We start from the raw sequence: 18,177 nt of genomic DNA, 5'->3' as shown, positions 1-18,177 counted from the left end.
CTACCCCTTCACAGCACCCTGCATGATCCCGGCGACGATCTGCCGACCGAGTACGAGGAAGACGATCAGAATCGGGACCGTGGCCATCGTGGTCCCGGCGAGCACGAGCGTTTTGTCGACGTAGTAGCCGCTCTGCAACTTCTCCAGGGCGACCTGCATCGTCGGGTTGTCCGCGTTGAGCACGATCAGCGGCCAGAGGAAGTCGTTCCACGACATCATGAACGTGAAGATGCCCAGCATGGCGGCGGCCGGGCGCACCGCGGGCAGGCACACGTGCCAGAACGTGCGGATCATGCTGCACCCGTCCATGCGGGCCGCCTCGATCAGCTCGTCGGGCACGGCGTCGGCGATGTACTGGCGCATCCAGAACACGCCGAACGCGGTCACCAGGTTGGGGACGATGACCGCGCCGAGGGTGCCGGACCAGCCGTACTCGGCCATCACCATGTACAGCGGGATGATGCCGAGCTGGGTGGGCACGGCGAGCGTGGCGACCACGAACACCATCAGCGGGCCGCGGCCCTTGAACCTCAGCTTGGCGAACGCGAACCCGGCCAACGTCGAGAGCACCACCACGGAGATCGTGACGGTGCCGGAGACGATGACGCTGTTGCCCAGCGCCTTCCAGAACGGGATCGTGTCGAGCACGCGTCCCGCGTTGACGAAGAACCGGCCGCCGGGCAGCAGGGGCGCGTCGGCGGTGAACGTGGCGTCGTCGTGGCTGGCCACGAGGAACGACCAGTAGAACGGGAACGCCGACCCGAGGATGAACGCGATCAGGATCCCGTAGACGGTGAAGCCCGGGCGCCGCTCGGACAGCGACACCGCCTTCGAACGCTTCCGCTTGGCGGGCCCGTTCCCGGTGGCGGTCGGCGCCGGGCGATCGGTGATGGTGGCCATCACGCCTCCCCACTGGACGCGAGCCTGCGGGTGAGCAGGAAGTTGATCCCCGCGATCGCGATGATGACGATGAACAGGACCCAGGCCATCGCCGAGGCGTAGCCGAGGTCCTGGCTCTGGAAGCCTGCTTGGTACATGTAGAGCACGACCGTCTGGTACTGGTTGGTCGCGCCGCCGTTGGCACCCGCCGAGGGCGAGAACAGCAACGGCTCGGTGAAGATCTGCAGGCCGCCGATGGTCGACGTGACGATCACGAAGATCAGCGTGGGCCGCAGCATCGGCAGCGTGATGCTGAGGAACTGGCGCACCTTGCTCGCGCCGTCGACCCAGGCGGCCTCGTACACGTCGCGCGGGATGGCCTGCATGGCGGCCAGCACGATCAGGGCGTTGTAGCCCGTCCAGCGCCAGTTGACCATGGTGGCGATGGCGACGTGGCTCCACCAGCGCTCGGCCTGCCAGTCGATCCGGTCGAAGCCGAAGAACTCGATGACGTTGTTGATGGTGCCGTACTGCACGCCGAACAGGTCGCCGAAGATGATGGTCAGGGCGACGAGGCTGGCCACGTAGGGCAGCAGCACGCCCATCCGCCAGCCGGTCCGTCCGCGCAGGGCGGTGTTGAGCAGCGCGGCCAGCAGCACCGCGATGACGACCTGCGGGAACGTCGAGATCGCGAAGATGCTGAACGTGTTGACCATCGCGTTCCAGAACTGCGAGTCGGCCAACAGCGCGGTGTAGTTCTCGATGCCGATGAACGGCTGTTCGTCCGCGCCCAGCTCCCACTCGAACAGGGAGATGTAGGCGGTGTAGAGCAGCGGGAACAGGCCCACCACCGCGAACAGCACGAAGAACGGGGCGATGTACAGGTAGGGCGAGACCTTCACGTCCAGGCGGTTGAGCCGGTAGCGCAGGCTCAGCTTCCCCGGACCGATGTCATCGTTGTCGTCGCGCCGCGGCGGGCGGGGCTCGGCGCCCCGCCCGCGCGCGACCGAAAGCTCGGTCGTCATTACTTGGCAGCCTTCTTGGCTCCCTCGATGACCTGCTTCCAGGCCTCCTCAGGGGAGGTGCCCTGCTCGACCGAGGTCAGCGCCGGGGACACGACGTTGTCCTGGATCTCGCCGTCCTTCGGGCCCTTGTACTGGGCCGCCGCGACCTTGTTGGCCTGCTCGGAGAACAGCATGCCGACCTTCTCGCCGCCGAAGTACTCGCTGGTCTGGTTCAGCAGCTCGGGCGAGATCAGGGCCTCGGTCTGACTCGGGAAGGTGCCCTTGGCCTTGAACGCCTTGATCTGCTGCTCGGGCGCGGTCAGCCACGCGGCCAGCTTGGCGGCCTCGGCCTTGTTCTTGCCCTGCTTCGGGACGGTCAGGAACGAGCCGCCCCAGTTGCCGCCGCCGCCGGGGAACGCCGCGGTGACGGCCCACTTGCCCTTGTGCTCGGGACCGGCGTTGCCCTCGATGACACCCAGCATCCAGGACGGGCAGGTCTTCGTGGCGAACGCGGACTCCTTGAAGCCCTTCTGCCACTCCGGGCTCCACGCGGAGAGCTTGGCCGACTGGCCGCGCGCGACCGCGCCGGTGACCTGGTCGAAGATCTTCTTGTCACCGTTGGTCTCGATCACGAGCTTGTCGTCGCGGTCGAAGTAGCCGGTGTCTTCCTGGTTGTGCATCGGGTTGAAGATCTGGGCGGCCGAGTCGAACCACGGCTTGCCGGTCTTCTGCACGTAGGTGTCACCGGCCTGGAAGTACGAGTCCCAGGTGGCGAACAGGGCCTTGACGCCCTCGGCGTCGGACGGCAGGCCGGCGGCCTCCAGCATGTCCTTGCGGTAGCACATGGCCAGCGGGCCGATGTCGGTGCCGTAGCCGATGAGCTTGTCGTCCTTGGTGGTGACCGCGTCGACCTTCCACTGCAGCCAGCGGTCCTCGCGGACGTCCTTCGGGCCGATCTCCTTGAGGTTCTCGAACTGGCCCGACTTGGCCATGACCTGGCTCAGGAAGCCCTCTTCGACGGCCTCGACGTCGGCGAGGCCGGAGCCGGCGCCCAGCTTGGTGAACAGGTTCTGGTGGTGCGGCGCGGCCTGGCCGGTCTTGCGCTGCGTGACCTTGACGTTCGGGTTCGCGGCCTCGTACTCCTTGAGGAGCTCTTCGTAGCCGAACTCGTTGAAGGTCGCGATGGTCAGCTCGACCTTGCCATCAGGCGACGTGCCGGACCCTCCCGAGCCACAGGCCGTGGCGACTGCGGCAAGCACTGCGGTGCAGGCCAGGACTTTGGCCAAGCCTGCTCGACGGTAGCGCACGAGAACTCCTCAGTTGATCGGCGGTGAACGTTCTGGGAGCGCTCCCAGGTTTTGGGGGAGTGTGGTTCGCGCCACGGAGTTGTGTCAAGCTCCCGTGTCCGCGCTGTTACCGACGTTGCGACGTTTGCCCTGCTGGACCGATTCTGGTAGCCGTGCGTCCAGTGGTCCGTTCAGGCACTGTTCGTAGACCGGTCGGACACGCTCGGTTCATCTCCGCGCCGAACGGCCCGGAAAAGATTCACGAGTCGCGAACCCACTCACCCGCCACCAGTGTGCACCGGAAGTGTGCACGCGTCGGGCACCACCCCACCGCGAGTCGCGGTCGGTGACCCGCGGAGTGGTCCGGTCGGGTAGCGCGAGTCGGCCGGCCGGGGGTCGACACCGGCCGGCCGAGTCACCTCCGGACGGCCCGCCGGAGCACGGCGGGACGTCCATTCAGGACCAATGGTCCACTGGTGCGCCGCGGCACGCGCACGAGGCGCGCGAATATAGGGGCACCCCTCATTATCACCGTGTTATCGACGCGTTCCGAAGACGTCAATCAATCACGAAGGCGTGCCGCGGCGGATCAGCGGCCGTCCTCCAGATCACCCTCGGTTTCCAGGTACGCCTTTTGCAGCGCGGCCAGCGTCTCGGCCTCGGGGTGCTCCCACATACCCCGTTCGGCCGCCTCCAGGAGGCGTTCGGAGATGCCGTGCAGCGCCCACGGGTTGGACCGCTCCAGGAACTCCCGGTTGACCGGGTCCAGCACGTAGCTCGCCGCGAGCTGCTCGTACATCCAGTCGGCGACCACGCCGGTGGTGGCGTCGTAGCCGAACAGGTAGTCCACCGTCGCGGCGAGTTCGAACGCGCCCTTGTAACCGTGCTTGCGCATCGCGGCCAACCACCGCGGGTTGACCACGCGGGCGCGGAACACCCGGTTCGTTTCCTCGTGCAGCGTCCTGGTCCGCACCGCATCGGGCCGCGTGCTGTCGCCGACATAAGCGGCGGGCGCTTTTCCGGTCAGCGCGCGCACGGTGGCGACCATTCCGCCGTGGTATTGGAAGTAATCGTCCGAATCGGCGATGTCGTGTTCACGGGTGTCGATGTTCTTCGCCGCGACCGCGATGCGCTTGTAGGCGCTCTCCATGGCGGGGCGCGCTTCGACCCCGTCGAGTTCACGGCCGTACGCGTAGCCGCCCCAGACCGCGTACACCTCGGCCAGATCGGCGTCGTCGCGCCAGTTCCGGCTGTCGATCAACGGGAGCAGCCCGGCGCCGTACGCGCCCGGTTTGCTGCCGAAGATGCGCATTGTGGCGCGGCGCGGGTCGTTGTGCTGCGCGAGATCGGCTTGGGCGTGCGCCCGGACGTAGTTGTCCGCGGCCGACTCGTCGAGGTTCGCCACCAGTCGCACCGCGTCGTCGATCAGTGCCACCACGTGCGGGAATGCGTCGCGGAAGAAGCCGCTGATGCGGACCGTGACGTCGATTCGCGGCCGGTTCAACTCGGCGAGCGGTATCACTCGCAGACCCGTCACCCGGCGGGACTGGTCATCCCATTCGGGTCGGACGCCGAGCAGGGCCAGCACCTCGGCGACGTCGTCACCGGCCGTGCGCATGGCGCTGGTGCCCCAGACCGACAGGCCGACCGACGGCGGCCACTCCCCCGTGTCCGCGCGGTAGCGCTCCAGCAGCGAGTCGGCCATCGCCTGGCCGGTCTCCCAGGCCAGCCGGGACGGCACCGCCTTGGGGTCGACCGAGTAGAAGTTCCGGCCGGTCGGCAGCACGTTCACCAGGCCGCGCAGCGGCGAGCCGCTGGGACCGGCCGGGACGTAGCCGCCGTCCAGCGCGTGCAGCACGTTGGTCAGCTCGTCGGTGGTGCGGGCCAGCCGGGGCACGACCTCCAGCGCGGCGAACTCCAGCACGCGCGCCACGTCCTCGCTGTCGGCGACGGCGCGGGCCGCGTTCACGTCCCAATTGGCGTCTTCCATGGCCTGCACGAGCGCGCGGGCCCGTTCCTCGACGCGGTCGGTGCCCGCCCGGTCGTTGCCGCCCTCGGCCAGGCCCAGCGCCTCGCGCAGGCCGGGCAGCGCGGCGACCTGGCCGGCCCACATCTGCTTGGCCTGCAGGATCGACAGCACCAGGTTGACCCTGGTCCCGCCGGTGGGCGCGGCGCCCAGCACGTGCAGGCCGTCGCGGATCTGGACGTCCTTGACCTCGCACAGCCAGCCGTCGACGTGCAGGATCAGCTCGTCGAACTCCGCGTCGTGCGGCCGGTCGGCCAGGCCCAGGTCGTGGTCGAGCTTGGCGGCCTGGATCAGGGTCCAGATCTGGGCCCGGATCGCGGGCAGCTTGGCCGGGTCCATCGCGGCGATGTTGCCGTGCTCGTCCAGCAGCTGCTCCAGCCGGGCGATGTCGCCGTAGCTGTCGGCCCTGGCCATCGGCGGCACGAGGTGGTCGACCAGGGTGGCGTGCGCCCGCCGCTTCGCCTGGGTGCCCTCGCCCGGGTCGTTGACCAGGAACGGGTAGATCAGCGGCAGGTCGCCCAGCGCCGCGTCCGGGCCGCAGCCGGCCGACAGGCCGACCGTCTTGCCCGGGAGCCACTCCAGGTTGCCGTGCTTGCCGACGTGCACGACGGCGTCGGCGCCGAACTCGTCCTCCAGCCAGCGGTAGGCGGCCAGGTAGTGGTGGCTCGGCGGCAGGTCGGGGTCGTGGTAGATGGCGATCGGGTTCTCGCCGAAGCCGCGCGGCGGCTGGACCATGACCACGACGTTGCCCGACCGCAGGGCGGCCAGCACGATCTCGCCGTCCCGGTCGCGCGACCGGTCCACGAACAGCTCGCCGGGCGCCTGGCCCCAGTGCCGTTCCATCTCCTCGCGGGTGTCCTCGGGCAGGGTGGCGTACCACTGCCGGTACCGGGCCGCGGGCAGCCGCACGGGGTTGCCCTGGAGCTGCTCCTCGGTGAGCCAGTCGGCGTCCTGGCCGCCGGCGGCGATGAGGGCGTGGATCAGCGCGTCGCCGTCGAGGTCGGCCACGCCGGGCAGCTCGTCACCGATGTCGTAGCCGTGCTCCTTCATCGCGGCGAGCAGCCGGACCACGCTGGCCGGGGTGTCCAGGCCGACCGCGTTGCCGATGCGGGAGTGCTTGGTCGGGTACGCCGACAGCATCACCGCGATCCGCCGTTCGGCCGGCGGGATGTGGCGCAGCCTGCCGTGGCGCACGGCGATGCCCGCGACCCGCGCCGCGCGTTCGGCGTCGGCCACGTAGACGGTCAGGCCGTCCTCGTCGATTTCCTTGAACGAGAACGGCACCGTGATGATCCGGCCGTCGAACTCCGGGATCGCGACCTGGGTGGCGGTGTCCAAAGGGGACAGACCGTCGTCGTTGTCGTCCCAGGAGGCACGGCTGCTCGTCAGGCACAGGGCCTGCAGGATCGGCACGTCGAGGGCGGCCAGCGCGCCCACGTCCCACGCGTCGTCGTCACCACCGGCGGAGGCCGCGGCGGGCTGGGTGCCGCCGGCCGCGAGCACGGTCACCACCAGCGCGTCAGCCTTGCCCAGTTCGGCCAGCAGCTCCGGCTCGGCCGTGCGCAGCGAGGCGCAGTAGACCGGCAGCGGACGGCCGCCCTTGGCCACGATGGCGTCGCACAGGGCGTGCACGAACGCCGTGTTCCCGGCCACGTGGTGGGCGCGGTAGTACAGCACCGCGACGGTCGGGCCCTCCGCCTCGTCCCGCCGTTCCAGCAGGCCCCACGTGGGCGTCGGCTCGGGCGGCGCGAAACCGTGCCCGGTGAGCAGCACCGTGTCGGACAGGAAGTGGTGCAGCTGGGCGAGGTTCGCCGCGCCGCCGTGCGCCAGGTACGCGTGCGCCTCCGCGCACACACCGCCGGGCACGGTCGACAGCTCCATCAGCGGCGCGTCGGGGTTCTGCTCACCGCCCAGCACGACGACCGGCAGGCCGGAGGCGAGCAGCCGGTCGAGCCCCTCCTCCCACATCCGGCGACCGCCGAGGATGCGCACGACCACCAGGTCGACGCCGTCCACCAGCGCAGGCAGGTCGTCCACGGTGGTGCGGGCGGGGTTGGCCAGGCGGTAGTCGGCGCCACTCGCGCGGGCGGACAGCAGGTCCGTGTCGGAGGTCGACAACAGCAGGATCACGTGCGGGCTCCATCCCTCGGGGGTCCTCGCCCCGGTCGTGGGGGACGGCGAGCGGAGTTCCTGACTCCCGGGGCCTCCCCCGGTCACAGTGGCGGGACCGCGCCGGAATCACACCGGCTTCCTCCTGCTGCTTCGCCGTTCGGACGTCACCCTAACGGCAGTTAGCATCCAGTCCATGCCCGCGGATCGAACTCACCCGGACGCCTGCCCCGGCGCCGTCGACGTGCACCACGCCGCCGATGGCGGGCTGGCGCGCGTCCGGGTGCCCGGCGGGACGTTGAGCGCGGCGCAGGTGGACGTGCTCCGCGAGGCCGCGATCGAGCTGGGCGACGGCGTCCTGGAGTTGACCTCTCGGGCGAACGTGCAGATCAGGGGCCTGGCACCGGGGGCGGAGCACGAGCTGGGCGCGCGGTTGACCGAGGTCGGCCTGCTGCCGTCGCGGACCCACGAGCGGATGCGGAACATCGTCGCCGCGCCGCTGGAGGACAACCAGGCGCTGGTGGACGCGATCGACGCGGCGTTGTGCGCGGTGCCGGAGCTGGCGTCGCTGCCGGGGAGGTTCCTGGTCACGGTGGGTGGCGCGGTGAGCGGCCTGTCGGGTGACATCGGGCTCGTCGGTGACGCGTTGTTGCTGGCCGGGCGGGATTCCGGGCTGCGCTTGACCGATCCGGTCGACGCCGTGGTGACCGCCGCACGGCTGTTCGGGGAGATCCGCGGCGACGCGTGGCGGCTGTCCGAAGTGGACGGCGGTGTGCGGAAGATCACGGCGGCGTTGGGCGTTCCGGGTGACGAGCGGATCGAGCCCGGTGTGACGCCCGTCGCACCGGGCGCGCACGGTCCGGTGGTCGTGGCGGGCGTGCCGTTCGGGCGGTGGGACGCGCGGCTGCTCGCCGGGGTGCCGGTGCGGCTCACGCCGTGGCGCAGCGTGGTGCTGCCGTCCGGGAGCGATACCAGCGGCCTGTTCACGTCGCCGGACTCGCCGTGGCACGGCGTCAGCGCCTGCACCGGCCGCCCGGGGTGCGCGAAGTCGCTGGCCGACGTGCGCGCCGACGCGACCCGCTGGATCGAGGCCAGGACCACGCCGGGCCGGGCGCACTGGTCGGGCTGCGCACGCCGGTGCGGACGCCCCGCCGGCGACGTGGTGGAGTTCGTCGCGACCGGCGACGGGTACGAGGAGATCAGGTGACCAGCTACGTCAAGGACGGCGCGGAGATCTACCGCCGTTCCTTCGCCACCATCCGCGCCGAGGCCGACCTGGCGCGGTTCCCGGACGACGTCGCCCGGGTGGTGGTGCGGATGATCCACGCCTGCGGGATGGTCGACCTGGTCGGTGACGTCGACTTCTCGCCGAACGTGGTGCGCGACGCGCGGGCCGCGCTGCTGGCCGGTGCGCCGATCCTGTGCGACGCGCAGATGGTCGCGGCGGGCGTGACGCGGCGCAGGCTGCCCGCGGACAACGAGGTCGTGTGCACGTTGGGCGATCCGCGCGTGCCGGGGTTGGCGGCGGAACTGGGCAACACGCGCAGCGCGGCGGCGCTGGAGCTGTGGGCGGACAAGCTGGGCGGGGCGGTGGTGGCCATCGGCAACGCGCCGACCGCGTTGTTCCACCTGCTGGACCTCATCGCGTCGGGTGCCCCTCGGCCGGCCGCCGTGCTGGGGGTGCCGGTGGGGTTCATCGGGGCGGCGGAGTCGAAGGACGCGCTGGCGGCCAACGACCTCGGGCTGGAGTACCTGGTCGTGCGCGGTCGGCGGGGTGGCAGCGCCATGACCGCGGCGGCGCTCAACGCGATCGCGAGCGAGGAAGAATGACGGGCAGGCTGTACGGGGTCGGTGTCGGTCCGGGCGACCCGGAGCTGGTGACCGTCAAGGCGGCGCGGCTGATCGGCGAGGCGGACGTCGTCGTCTTCCACAGCGCGCGGCACGGGCGCAGCGTGGCCCGCCGGATCGCCGCGCCGTACCTGCGGGACGGGCAGATCGAGGAGCAGCTGGTCTACCCGGTCACGACCGAGGACTCCGACGACTACCAGGGCGAGATCGACGCGTTCTACGAGGAGTGCGCGGCCCGGTTGGCGGCGCACCTGGACGCCGGGCGCACGGTGGTGGTGCTGGCGGCCGGCGACCCGTTCTTCTACGGCTCGTACATGCACCTGCACAAGCGGTTGGCGCACCGGTACGAGGCCGAGGTCGTGCCCGGTGTGACGTCGGTGAGCGCCGGTGCGGCGGTGATCGGGCGGCCGTTGGTGGAGCGGGACGAGGTGCTGACCGTGCTGCCGGGCACGTTGTCGGCGGACGCGCTGGTGGAGCACCTGGCCGGTGGCGACCCGGTGGCGATCATGAAGCTGGGGCGGACGTTCCCGCGGGTGCGCGAGGCGTTGGCGCGGGCCGGGCGGCTGGACGAGGCCTGGTACGTGGAACGGGCGACGACCGGGGCGCAGCGCACCGCGCCGCTGTCCGAAGTGGACGCGGACGGGGTGCCGTACTTCTCGTTGGCGTTGCTGCCGAGCAAGCCCGCGGTCCGTCCGACCGGTGCGGGCCGCGTGGTGGTGGTCGGTCTCGGTCCGGCCGGGCCGGAGTGGTTGACCCCGGAGGCGCGGCGGGCGCTGGCGGAGGCCGACGACCTGGTCGGGTACGTGACCTACCTGAACCGGGTGCCGGTGAACCCGCGGCAGCGGCGGCACGCGTCGGACAACAAGGTGGAGGCCGAGCGGGCGGCGTTCGCGCTCGACCTGGCCAAGCGAGGGCGGCGGGTCGCGGTGGTGTCGTCCGGCGACCCGGGCGTGTTCGCGATGGCCAGCGCGGTGCTGGAGGTGGCGACCGAGGAGCAGTTCGCGGACGTGCCGGTGACCGTGCTGCCGGGGTTGACCGCGGCGCACGCGGTGGCCAGCCGGGTCGGTGCGCCACTGGGGCACGACTACTGCGTGGTGTCGCTGTCGGACCGGCTCAAGCCGTGGGAGGTGATCGAGGAGCGGCTGGAGGCGGCGGCGAGGGCGGACCTCGTGCTGGCGATCTACAACCCGGCCTCGCGCAGCCGCACGTGGCAGGTGGAGAAGGCGCGGGACCTGCTGCTGCGGCACCGCTCCCCCGACACGCCGGTGGTCGTCGGGCGGGACGTCGGCGGGCCGGAGGAGACCGTGCGGGTGGTGCGGTTGGCCGACCTCGACGCGTCCACTGTGGACATGCGGTGCCTGCTGCTGGTCGGCTCGTCGCAGACGACGATCAGCGCGCGCGGCACGGTGTTCACCCCGCGCCGCTACCCCGGGTGAGCCAGTCGAGCGCTTCGGCCACCGTCTCCACCAGCGGGGCGTCCGGTGGCGGCGGTCGGCGCACGACGACGACCGGGAGGCCGAGGTGACGTGCGGCGGTGAGCTTGGCCGCGGTCATCTCCCCGCCGCTGTCCTTGGTGACCAGGACCTCGACCCGGTGCTCGCGCATCAGCCGCAGTTCACCGTCCACTGTGTACGGACCGCGGTCCAGCACGAGGTCGAGGCGGGGGTTCGGCGGGTCGGGCGGGTCGACGGTGCGCGCGACACCGCTGGTGAACGCGGCCAGCTCCTGCCGCCCGGTGGTGATGAACGCCCGGCGGCCGGCGACGAGCGCGGCGGCCTCGGCGACGCTGTCCACGTACCGCCAGCCGTCCTCGGGCGGCCAGCCGGGGCGGCGCAGCACGAGGAACGGCGTGCCGGTCGCGGTGGTGGCGGCGAGGGCGTTGGCCGTGATGCGGTCGGCGAACGGGTGCGTCGCGTCCACCACGGCGTCGACGTGCTCGGCCCGCAGGTAGGCGATCAGCCCGTCGACACCGCCGAAGCCGCCGACGCGGACCTCGCCGGCGGGCAGCTTCGGGTCCGCCACCCGGCCGGCCAGCGACGAGACCACCCGCACGCCGGTGAGCGCGGCGGCGAGTGCGCGTGCCTCGCCCGTGCCACCCAGTACCAGCACGGTCATCACGGCTGTTGCATCCTGTCCTCGTGAGCACGAACCTGCGCTTCGGCTGGACCACCGGCGCCTGCGCCACGGCCGCCACCACGGCGGCGTACACGGCGCTGCTCACCGGTGAGTTCCCCGACCCGGTGGGGATCGTACTGCCGAAGGGGCAGACGCCGACGTTCGCGCTGGCCCATGAATCGCTGGGCTCCGGCGAGGCGTTCGCGGCGATCGTCAAGGACGCGGGCGACGACCCGGACGTCACGCACGGCGCGGTGGTCGGCGCGACGGTCCGGCACGGTGCTCCGGGCAGCGGCGTGGTGTTCGAGGCGGGGCCCGGGGTGGGCACGGTGACCAAGCCCGGCCTGCCGCTGGCGGTCGGCGAACCGGCGATCAACCCCGTGCCGCGGCAGATGATGCGTGAGCACGTGGCACGGGTGGCTCTTGAGCACGGCGGCAGCGGTGACGTGGTCGTGACGGTCTCGGTGGAGCACGGCGAGGAGCTGGCGCGCAAGACGTGGAACCCCCGGTTGGGAATCCTGGGCGGGCTGTCGATCCTGGGCACGACGGGGATCGTGGTGCCGTACTCGTGCTCGGCGTGGATCGACAGCATCCGGCGCGGCATCGACGTGGCGCGGGCGCAGGGCTACCAGCACGTGGCCGGCTGCACCGGCAGCACGTCGGAGAAGGTCGCGGCGGAGGTGCACGGCCTGCCGGAGGACGCGTTGCTGGACATGGGCGACTTCGCCGGCGCCGTGCTGAAGTACCTGCGCCGCCACCCCGTGCCGCGGCTGACCGTCGCGGGTGGGATCGGCAAGCTGTCCAAGCTGGCCGATGGGCACTTGGATCTCCACTCGGGTCGGTCCCAGGTCAACTTGGGCTTCCTGGCGTCCCTCGTGGACGATCCCGCCCTGGCCTCGGCGATCGCCGGGGCCAACACCGCACTCGGCGCCCTGCACCTGTGCCAGGCCGCGGGGGTGCCGCTGGGCGACCTGGTCGCGGACCGGGCCAAGGCGACGGCCGACGACGTGCTGCGCGGCGCCCCGGTCACCGTGGACGTCCTCGTCATCGACCGCGCGGGCACCATCGTCGGCCGCGCCTGATCCACAGGCACGCGTCGACGGCCCGATCTTGTCGGTGCCCGCCGGTAGAATGGAAATCGGGGGGATCCCCCGCGCCCGGGATGATCTTCGAGCAGGTCACGACCGGCAGCGGCGGTGGAAGTCCGCCCGCGGCACGTCGTGATCGCCGGCCGAGCGAACGCCACCGGCCACCGCCGAAGCGCTCAGGACCGGCAGCGGGTGGTGGAGTAGAGGTGGCTGTCCGGGAAGCCCTCGGCGGTCAGGACGCGGCCCACGACGATGACGGCGGTGCGCTTCACGCCCGCGTCCCGGACCTGGTCGGTGATGTCGGCGAGGGTGCCGCGCAGGATCAGTTCGTCCTCGCGGCTGGCCCGTGCGACCACCGCCACCGGGCAGTCCGCGCCGTAGTTCGGCCGCAGGTCGGCCACCACCTCCTCGATCCGCTGCACGGCCAGGTGCAGCACGAGCGTCGCCCCGGACCGGCCGAGCGTCGCCAGGTCCTCCCCCTCCGGCATCGGGGTGGCGCGGGCCGACGTGCGGGTCAGGATCACGGTCTGGCCGACGCCCGGCACGGTCAGCTCCCGGTTCAGCGACGCGGCGGCGGCGGCGAAGGCGGGCACGCCCGGCGTCACGTCGTAGGCGATGCCCAGGGCGTCCAGCCGGCGCATCTGCTCGGCCATCGCGCTGAACACCGAGGGGTCGCCGGAGTGCAGGCGCGCCACGTCGTGCCCGGCGGCGTGCGCGGCGGCCAGTTCGGCCAGGATTTCGTCCAGGTCCAAGTTCGCCGTGTCCACCAACCGCGCGCCGGGCGGGCAGTGTTCGAGCACCTCGACCGGCAGGAGCGCGCCCGCGTACAGGCAGACCGGTGACTCGGCGATGAGCCGTGCCGCCCGCAGCGTCAGCAGGTCGGCGGCGCCGGGCCCGGCGCCGATGAAGTGGACGGTCACGCGTTCTCCTTGGTCACGACCCACGCGGTCACGGGCATCTGCGGGCGCCAGCCGGTGAACCCGCCGATCGCGGTCGCCCGGCTCACCTCGATCCTGGTCAGGTCGCCGCCCAACCGGCCGCGCCACCGGGTCAGCACGGCCTCCGACTCCAGTGTCACGGCGTTGGCCACCAACCGCCCACCCGGCGTGAGCGCGTGCCAACAACGCTCGACCACCCCCTCCGCGGTGAGGCCGCCACCGATGAACACCGCGTCGGGCGGCTCCAGGTCCAACGCCCCCGGCGACTCCCCCACCACCACCTCGACCCCCGGCACGCCCAGCTTGACCGCGTTCCGCGTGATCCGCGCGGCGCGCTCCGGGTCCCGCTCCACCGCGATCGCCCGGCAACGCGGGTGGGTCCGGCACCACTCGACCGCGATGCTGCCCGCACCGGCCCCGACGTCCCACAGCAGCTCACCGGGACGTGGCGCGAGCAGCGCCAACGTCACCGCCCGCACCTCGCGCTTGGTCAACTGCCCGTCGTGCTCGTAGACCTCGTCCGGCCGCCCCGGGGTCAACGACTCGCCACCCGCACCGCACTCCACCGCCAGCACGTGCAGCGGATCGGCGTCGTCGAGCGAGTGGTGCACCCGCTCCCCCGGCCCGCCCAGCTGCTCCAGCACGGTCAGCCGCGCGCCCGGCGCCAACTCGGCCACCTCACGCGGGTCACCACCGAGCACCAGCACGCGCCGTCCCGGGTGCAGGTGCGGCACGACGAGCGCGGCGGGCTTGCCGACCAGGCTGACCACGTCCACGTCGTCCAACGCCCACCCCAGCCGCGCGCACGCCAACGACACCGACGACGGGTGCGGCACCACCCGCACCGAACCCAGCAGCCGCACCAACGTGGTGCCGATGCCGTGGAACATCGGGTCGCCGCTGGCCAGCACCCCGATCCGCCTGCCCTCGTGGCGGGCCAGCAACCCGGGCAGGGCGGGCACCAGCGGCGACGGCCACGGCACCCGTTCGAAGTCGCCTGGGACCAGGTCGAGCTGCCGTCTGCTGCCCATCAGCACCTCGCACGACGTGATCTCGTGCCGTGACGCGGGCGGCAGGCCGTCCCAGCCGTCGGCCCCGATGCCGATGACCGTGACGCTCACACCGTCCCCAAGGCGCGGGTGACGGCGATCTCGATCACCACGCGTTCCGGGTTGGGCCGTGGCGTGCGGTAGCGCTCGGCGTAACGCCGTTCGGCGTCACGCACCACCTCGGGCTCCCGGCGGACGACGGCACGTCCTTCCAACGTCGACCAGCGACGTCCGTCCACTTGGCACACCGCCACGGGAGCGGAGCCCGCCGCGAGGATCTGCCGGACCTTGTGCGACGCGCCCGACGTGATCACCCTGGCGGTGGCCGTGTCCACGTCCAGCGTGACGCCGACCGGCACGACGTGCGGCGTGCCGTCCGGGCGGATCGTGGTCAGCGTGCACAGGTGGCGCTCGGTCCAGAACGCGCGGAAGTCCTCGCCCTTGCTCGACAACATGCGTGCATCATGCGGCACGCACCGGCTATCGTGGAAAACGTGACGCGCCGATTTAGCCACCCCCGGCCGGGAGACCCGGCCGCCGGGGGCGTGCGCTAGTTCACGTGGTCCCGGTGGCGGGACCGGTCAGGGGGACACCTCTCCGGCCAAGCCACCGTTCGAAGGGACCACCCCGATGCCTCGCGACCTCAGCGACCCCACGTACGGGCCGCACGCCGTGCAACTGCTGGTGGACGAGATCCTCGCCGCCCTCCCGGGTGAACCGCGCGTGCTGCGTGATCACCCGGAGGTGTCGGTCGACGACAACTACACCGCGTTGGGCTACCCATCCGACGCCATCACCCGCGACGCCCGTTACACCCGCTACACCAGCCAGAACCGCATGCTGCGCAGCCACACGACCGCCATGGTCCCACCGGCCCTGCGCCTCCTCGGCGCCCAGGACGGCTGGGACGACGTGATGCTGGCGTGCGTCGGCATGGTGTACCGCCGTGACGCCGTCGACCGCGTCCACTCGGGCACTCCGCACCAACTGGACCTGTGGCGGATCTCCCACCACCAGGCCGACCTGGACGACCTGATCGACACCGTGATCACCACCGCCCTCCCGGGCCACCGCTACCGCACGACCCCCGCGACCCACCCGTACACCACGTCGGGACGACAGGTGGACGTCCTGGTCGACGGCGAGTGGCTGGAGGTCGCCGAGTGCGGCCGAGCGGCCCGCCACGTCCTGCGCCGCGCCTGGCTCCCCGACCACGTCCACGGCCTGGCCCTGGGCATCGGCCTGGACCGACTGCTGATGCTGCGCAAGGGCATCCCCGACATCCGCCTGCTGTCCTCCGACGACCCCCGCGTCACCACCCAGATGCTCGACCTCACGCCCTACCGACCGGTCTCCAAGCACCCACCGATCACCCGCGACATCTCCGTAGCGATCAACACTGACGCCGACTCCGAAACCATCGGCGACCTCATCCGAACCGCCCTCGGCGACCTCGTGGAACAGGTCACCGTCCTCGACGAAACCCCGTTCTCCGCCCTCCCCCGAGCAGCCGTGGATCGCCTCGGCGCCCACCCCGACCACAAGAACGCCCTCCTGCGCCTGACCCTGCGCCACCCCACCAAAACCCTGACCGACCAAGAAGCCAACACCGCCCGCGACACCGCCTACAACGCCGTACACCAAGGCGACCAACCCCTACTACCAACGAGCTAACCGCCGACCGACTCCCACACACATCGGACCCGCAACGCACCGCAGAGGCCCGATTTTACCTGGGGTTCGGGTGCTTTAGGCTGGTCGAAGCCGGGCAGGCTTGGCGGGCGCTTCATCCGCCAGGCCTGCCCGGCTTTGGCCTGCCTGGAGTACCCGTAAGGGGCCCCATGTCAAATCGAGCCGGACTCAAGCAGCCTGAGCGTTGAACTCAGGTGCCCTGAACGTTGGACTCTCGCGCCCCGAACGTTGGACTCTCGCGCCCCGAACGTTGGACTCTCGCGGCCTGAGCGTTGAACTCGGGGGTCCTGAACGTAGGACACGCCCGTTCTGAACGTAGGACACGCGCGACGCGAACGTGGGACACGCGGGCGCTGAAGGTTCGACACGCGCGAGCCGTCAGGCTCGGACCTCGTTCAGGTAGTTGTAGATCGTGTACCTGGTCACGCCGAGCACGCCCGCCAGGTAGTCGACGGAGTCGCGGATCAGGAACAGGCCCGCCTCGTCCAGCACCCGCACCACCTCGGACTTGTGCGACTTCTTCATCAACTCCACCGGCACACCCACGGCGTGCACCGCACGCTCGACCAGCAGCCGCTGAAGCGTGTCGACATCACCCGGAAACGCCTCGACCGCCGAACCCACCGAACCCGCTGACACCACCGAACCCGCCGACACCGCCGACGCCACCGGCACACCCAGACGACTCGACCCGGGATCGCTGTTCACGCACAAGCACCCGACCGCCACCCCCCGCGCATCACGCAAGAACACCGTCGACGAGTGCATCACCCGCCCATCCGGCGCATACGTCTCATACCCGGCCAAGTCCTGCGTAGTGCCACGCCGAACCAACCCCAACAACAAGTCGGTCATCGGCCCCCCGACCTTCCGCCCGGTGAGATCACCCGCGATAGCGATGATCGAGTTCGGCAACGCGCCGAGGTCGTGCAGCACCACCTCCGTCCCCGGCCCCAACGCCTCCGCCAGGCTGTTCACCGTCGGGATCAACGCCGTCAGCACCTCGGACGTCACCGCAGGCACCGACCGAGGCGTCGGCGCTCCGACCGCGACCGGCCGCCGCAGCTCCTTCAACGCCGCACCGAACCGGGCCACGGTCTCCGCCGTCGTGGACGCGTGCGGCGACAACCGGACGTGCTCCGGCCGCACGGTCGCCGTCACCCCCGCGTCCACCAGAGCCGCCCCCACCACCGAAGGCGGGTGGTCCGGCACCGTGAACGCGACGATCCCCGCCCTCCGGTCCACCGCCGACACGACCTCACCCCCGACCGCCCGGATCGCCTCCACCAGCTCGTCGGATCGTTCAACGATCCTCGCCCCGATCGCCTCCACCCCCGCCAACTCCACCAGCTCCAACCCCGCCGCCAGCGCACCGGACGCGATCGGGCTCAGGTTGGTGATCGACCACCCCGCCGCACCCTCCCCCACCCGGTGGATCCCGTTGTCGAACAACCCGGGGTCCTCCGCCCCGGTCCACCCCGACAGCACCGGCTCCAACCGGCTCAACGCCCGGTCGGACAACGTCATGAACCCGGTCGACCACCCCGAGCGCAACCACTTCTGCCCACCGACCACCAGCACGTCGGCCACTTCCCACGGCTCGTCCACGACCCCGAAGCCCTGGATGCCGTCCACCACCAGCAACCGGTCGCCGACCACCTCGCGCAACGCCGCCAGATCCGCCCGGTACCCGGTGCGGAAGTCCACCGCGCTCACCGCGAGCGCCACGGTCTCCGGCGTCAACGCCTCCCTCACCACCTCCGCCGTCACCGGTCCGGGCGGCAGCCACGACACGTCGACGAACGGCGACCGCGCCCACGGGTAGGTGTTCGCCGGGAACTCCCCCGACGACACCAGAACCTCACCGCGAACACCCAGTGCCGCCTGGAACAGGCCGGTGCTCGTGTTCGGCAGCAACGTCACGTGGTCGGTGTCGCCCCGGCACAGCCGCGCCACCGCCGCCTTCGCCCGCAGCTCCTGCCGCATCAGGTCGTCCACCGTGGCGGGCCCGGCCGACATCGCCGCCTCCGTCAACCGCGTGGACGCGTCCACCACGGCGAACGACGGCGGCCCGAACCGGGCGAAGTCCAGGTACCCCTCCGGCTCGTGGAACTGGACGAGGTAGGACGACGGGATGCGCATG

14 protein-coding genes and 1 riboswitch are annotated in these 18,177 nt (G+C 71.4%); of the genes, 5 read left to right on the top strand and 9 right to left on the bottom strand.

Annotated features, from left to right (window positions below; translation table 11 throughout):
• From B0I31_RS24855 to cobN, 4 genes are all read right to left on the bottom strand, one after another.
• The gene (locus tag B0I31_RS24855) at positions 1-900 is read right to left on the bottom strand and encodes a carbohydrate ABC transporter permease (protein ID WP_106617778.1); all 900 of its coding nucleotides are present in this window, start codon (positions 898-900) and stop codon (positions 1-3) included.
• Positions 900-1,904 (bottom strand): carbohydrate ABC transporter permease, encoded by a 1,005-nt coding sequence (locus B0I31_RS24850; protein ID WP_106617777.1) that lies wholly within the window; start codon positions 1,902-1,904, stop codon positions 900-902. The genes B0I31_RS24855 and B0I31_RS24850 overlap by 1 nt, the downstream gene beginning before the upstream one ends.
• Positions 1,904-3,190, bottom strand: a complete 1,287-nt coding sequence (locus tag B0I31_RS24845; RefSeq protein ID WP_106617776.1) for an ABC transporter substrate-binding protein — start codon at positions 3,188-3,190, stop codon at positions 1,904-1,906. Before B0I31_RS24845 ends, B0I31_RS24850 begins: the two co-directional genes overlap by 1 nt.
• Before the next feature lie 568 nt (positions 3,191-3,758).
• A complete protein-coding gene (gene cobN / locus B0I31_RS24840; RefSeq protein ID WP_106617775.1) occupies positions 3,759-7,325 on the bottom strand; it encodes a cobaltochelatase subunit CobN in 3,567 nt (1,188 codons plus the stop codon).
• 54 nt (positions 7,326-7,379) lie between these two features.
• Positions 7,380-7,449, bottom strand: a riboswitch (cobalamin riboswitch).
• A 51-nt stretch (positions 7,450-7,500) separates the two neighbouring features.
• Here cobN and B0I31_RS24835 point away from each other — a divergent pair.
• The 3 genes from B0I31_RS24835 to B0I31_RS24825 are packed head-to-tail and all read left to right on the top strand — an operon-like array spanning position 7,501 to position 10,588.
• Complete coding sequence (locus B0I31_RS24835; RefSeq protein ID WP_106617774.1) at positions 7,501-8,511, top strand: hypothetical protein; 1,011 nt, start codon at positions 7,501-7,503, stop codon at positions 8,509-8,511.
• Positions 8,508-9,134 (top strand): precorrin-8X methylmutase, encoded by a 627-nt coding sequence (locus tag B0I31_RS24830; RefSeq protein ID WP_106617773.1) that lies wholly within the window; start codon positions 8,508-8,510, stop codon positions 9,132-9,134. Before B0I31_RS24835 ends, B0I31_RS24830 begins: the two co-directional genes overlap by 4 nt.
• Positions 9,131-10,588, top strand: coding sequence for a precorrin-2 C(20)-methyltransferase (locus B0I31_RS24825; RefSeq protein ID WP_106617772.1), 1,458 nt, complete (start codon positions 9,131-9,133; stop codon positions 10,586-10,588). The genes B0I31_RS24830 and B0I31_RS24825 overlap by 4 nt, the downstream gene beginning before the upstream one ends.
• Here the strand turns inward: B0I31_RS24825 and B0I31_RS24820 are convergent.
• Positions 10,563-11,267, bottom strand: coding sequence for a cobalt-precorrin-6A reductase (locus B0I31_RS24820; RefSeq protein ID WP_106617771.1), 705 nt, complete (start codon positions 11,265-11,267; stop codon positions 10,563-10,565). The two genes, B0I31_RS24825 and B0I31_RS24820, sit on opposite strands and share 26 nt — an antisense overlap.
• Positions 11,268-11,290: 23 nt before the next feature.
• Here B0I31_RS24820 and B0I31_RS24815 point away from each other — a divergent pair, with 23 nt between their 5' ends.
• Entirely contained in the window at positions 11,291-12,349 is a 1,059-nt protein-coding gene (locus B0I31_RS24815; RefSeq protein WP_106617770.1) for a cobalt-precorrin-5B (C(1))-methyltransferase, read from the top strand.
• A 182-nt stretch (positions 12,350-12,531) separates the two neighbouring features.
• Here the strand turns inward: B0I31_RS24815 and cobM are convergent, their stop codons facing one another.
• Genes cobM through B0I31_RS24800 form a run of 3 tightly spaced genes read right to left on the bottom strand, consistent with a single transcriptional unit; the run spans position 12,532 to position 14,797 of the window.
• Complete coding sequence (gene cobM, locus B0I31_RS24810) at positions 12,532-13,275, bottom strand: precorrin-4 C(11)-methyltransferase (protein WP_106617769.1); 744 nt, start codon at positions 13,273-13,275, stop codon at positions 12,532-12,534.
• Positions 13,272-14,414: a precorrin-6y C5,15-methyltransferase (decarboxylating) subunit CbiE gene (gene cbiE, locus B0I31_RS24805; protein WP_106617768.1), complete on the bottom strand. Its 1,143-nt coding sequence runs from the start codon at positions 14,412-14,414 to the stop codon at positions 13,272-13,274. Before cbiE ends, cobM begins: the two co-directional genes overlap by 4 nt.
• Positions 14,411-14,797: a pyridoxamine 5'-phosphate oxidase family protein gene (locus B0I31_RS24800; protein WP_106617767.1), complete on the bottom strand. Its 387-nt coding sequence runs from the start codon at positions 14,795-14,797 to the stop codon at positions 14,411-14,413. The genes cbiE and B0I31_RS24800 overlap by 4 nt, the downstream gene beginning before the upstream one ends.
• A 175-nt stretch (positions 14,798-14,972) precedes the next feature.
• Between B0I31_RS24800 and srmL the strand changes: the two genes are divergently transcribed.
• Positions 14,973-16,016 carry a PheS-related mystery ligase SrmL gene (gene srmL / locus B0I31_RS24795; RefSeq protein WP_106617766.1) on the top strand — a complete coding sequence of 348 codons (1,044 nt, stop codon included), beginning with the start codon at positions 14,973-14,975 and terminating at the stop codon, positions 16,014-16,016.
• A gap of 396 nt (positions 16,017-16,412) precedes the next feature.
• Here the strand turns inward: srmL and B0I31_RS24790 are convergent, their stop codons facing one another.
• Positions 16,413-18,176 (bottom strand): aminotransferase class V-fold PLP-dependent enzyme, encoded by a 1,764-nt coding sequence (locus B0I31_RS24790; protein WP_106617933.1) that lies wholly within the window; start codon positions 18,174-18,176, stop codon positions 16,413-16,415.
• Position 18,177: the final 1 nt, after the last annotated feature.

It is taken from the genome of Saccharothrix carnea, from assembly GCF_003014735.1.
Classification (GTDB): Bacteria; Actinomycetota; Actinomycetes; order Mycobacteriales; family Pseudonocardiaceae; genus Actinosynnema; species Actinosynnema carneum.
Note: the sequence above shows the minus strand (reverse complement) of the source record. Positions and strands in the feature narration are given on the sequence as shown.

Bases quoted from the DNA above. Each gene is read 5' to 3' on its own strand.
- B0I31_RS24790 (WP_106617933.1), bottom strand. From the start codon at position 18,176: ATGCGCATCCCGTCGTCCTACCTCGTCCAGTTCCACGAGCCGGAGGGG.
- srmL (WP_106617766.1), top strand. From the start codon at position 14,973: ATGCCTCGCGACCTCAGCGACCCCACGTACGGGCCGCACGCCGTGCAA.
- B0I31_RS24800 (WP_106617767.1), bottom strand. From the start codon at position 14,797: ATGTTGTCGAGCAAGGGCGAGGACTTCCGCGCGTTCTGGACCGAGCGC.
- B0I31_RS24835 (WP_106617774.1), top strand. From the start codon at position 7,501: ATGCCCGCGGATCGAACTCACCCGGACGCCTGCCCCGGCGCCGTCGAC.
- B0I31_RS24855 (WP_106617778.1), bottom strand. From the start codon at position 900: ATGGCCACCATCACCGATCGCCCGGCGCCGACCGCCACCGGGAACGGG.
- B0I31_RS24825 (WP_106617772.1), top strand. From the start codon at position 9,131: ATGACGGGCAGGCTGTACGGGGTCGGTGTCGGTCCGGGCGACCCGGAG.
- B0I31_RS24820 (WP_106617771.1), bottom strand. From the start codon at position 11,267: ATGACCGTGCTGGTACTGGGTGGCACGGGCGAGGCACGCGCACTCGCC.
- B0I31_RS24850 (WP_106617777.1), bottom strand. From the start codon at position 1,904: ATGACGACCGAGCTTTCGGTCGCGCGCGGGCGGGGCGCCGAGCCCCGC.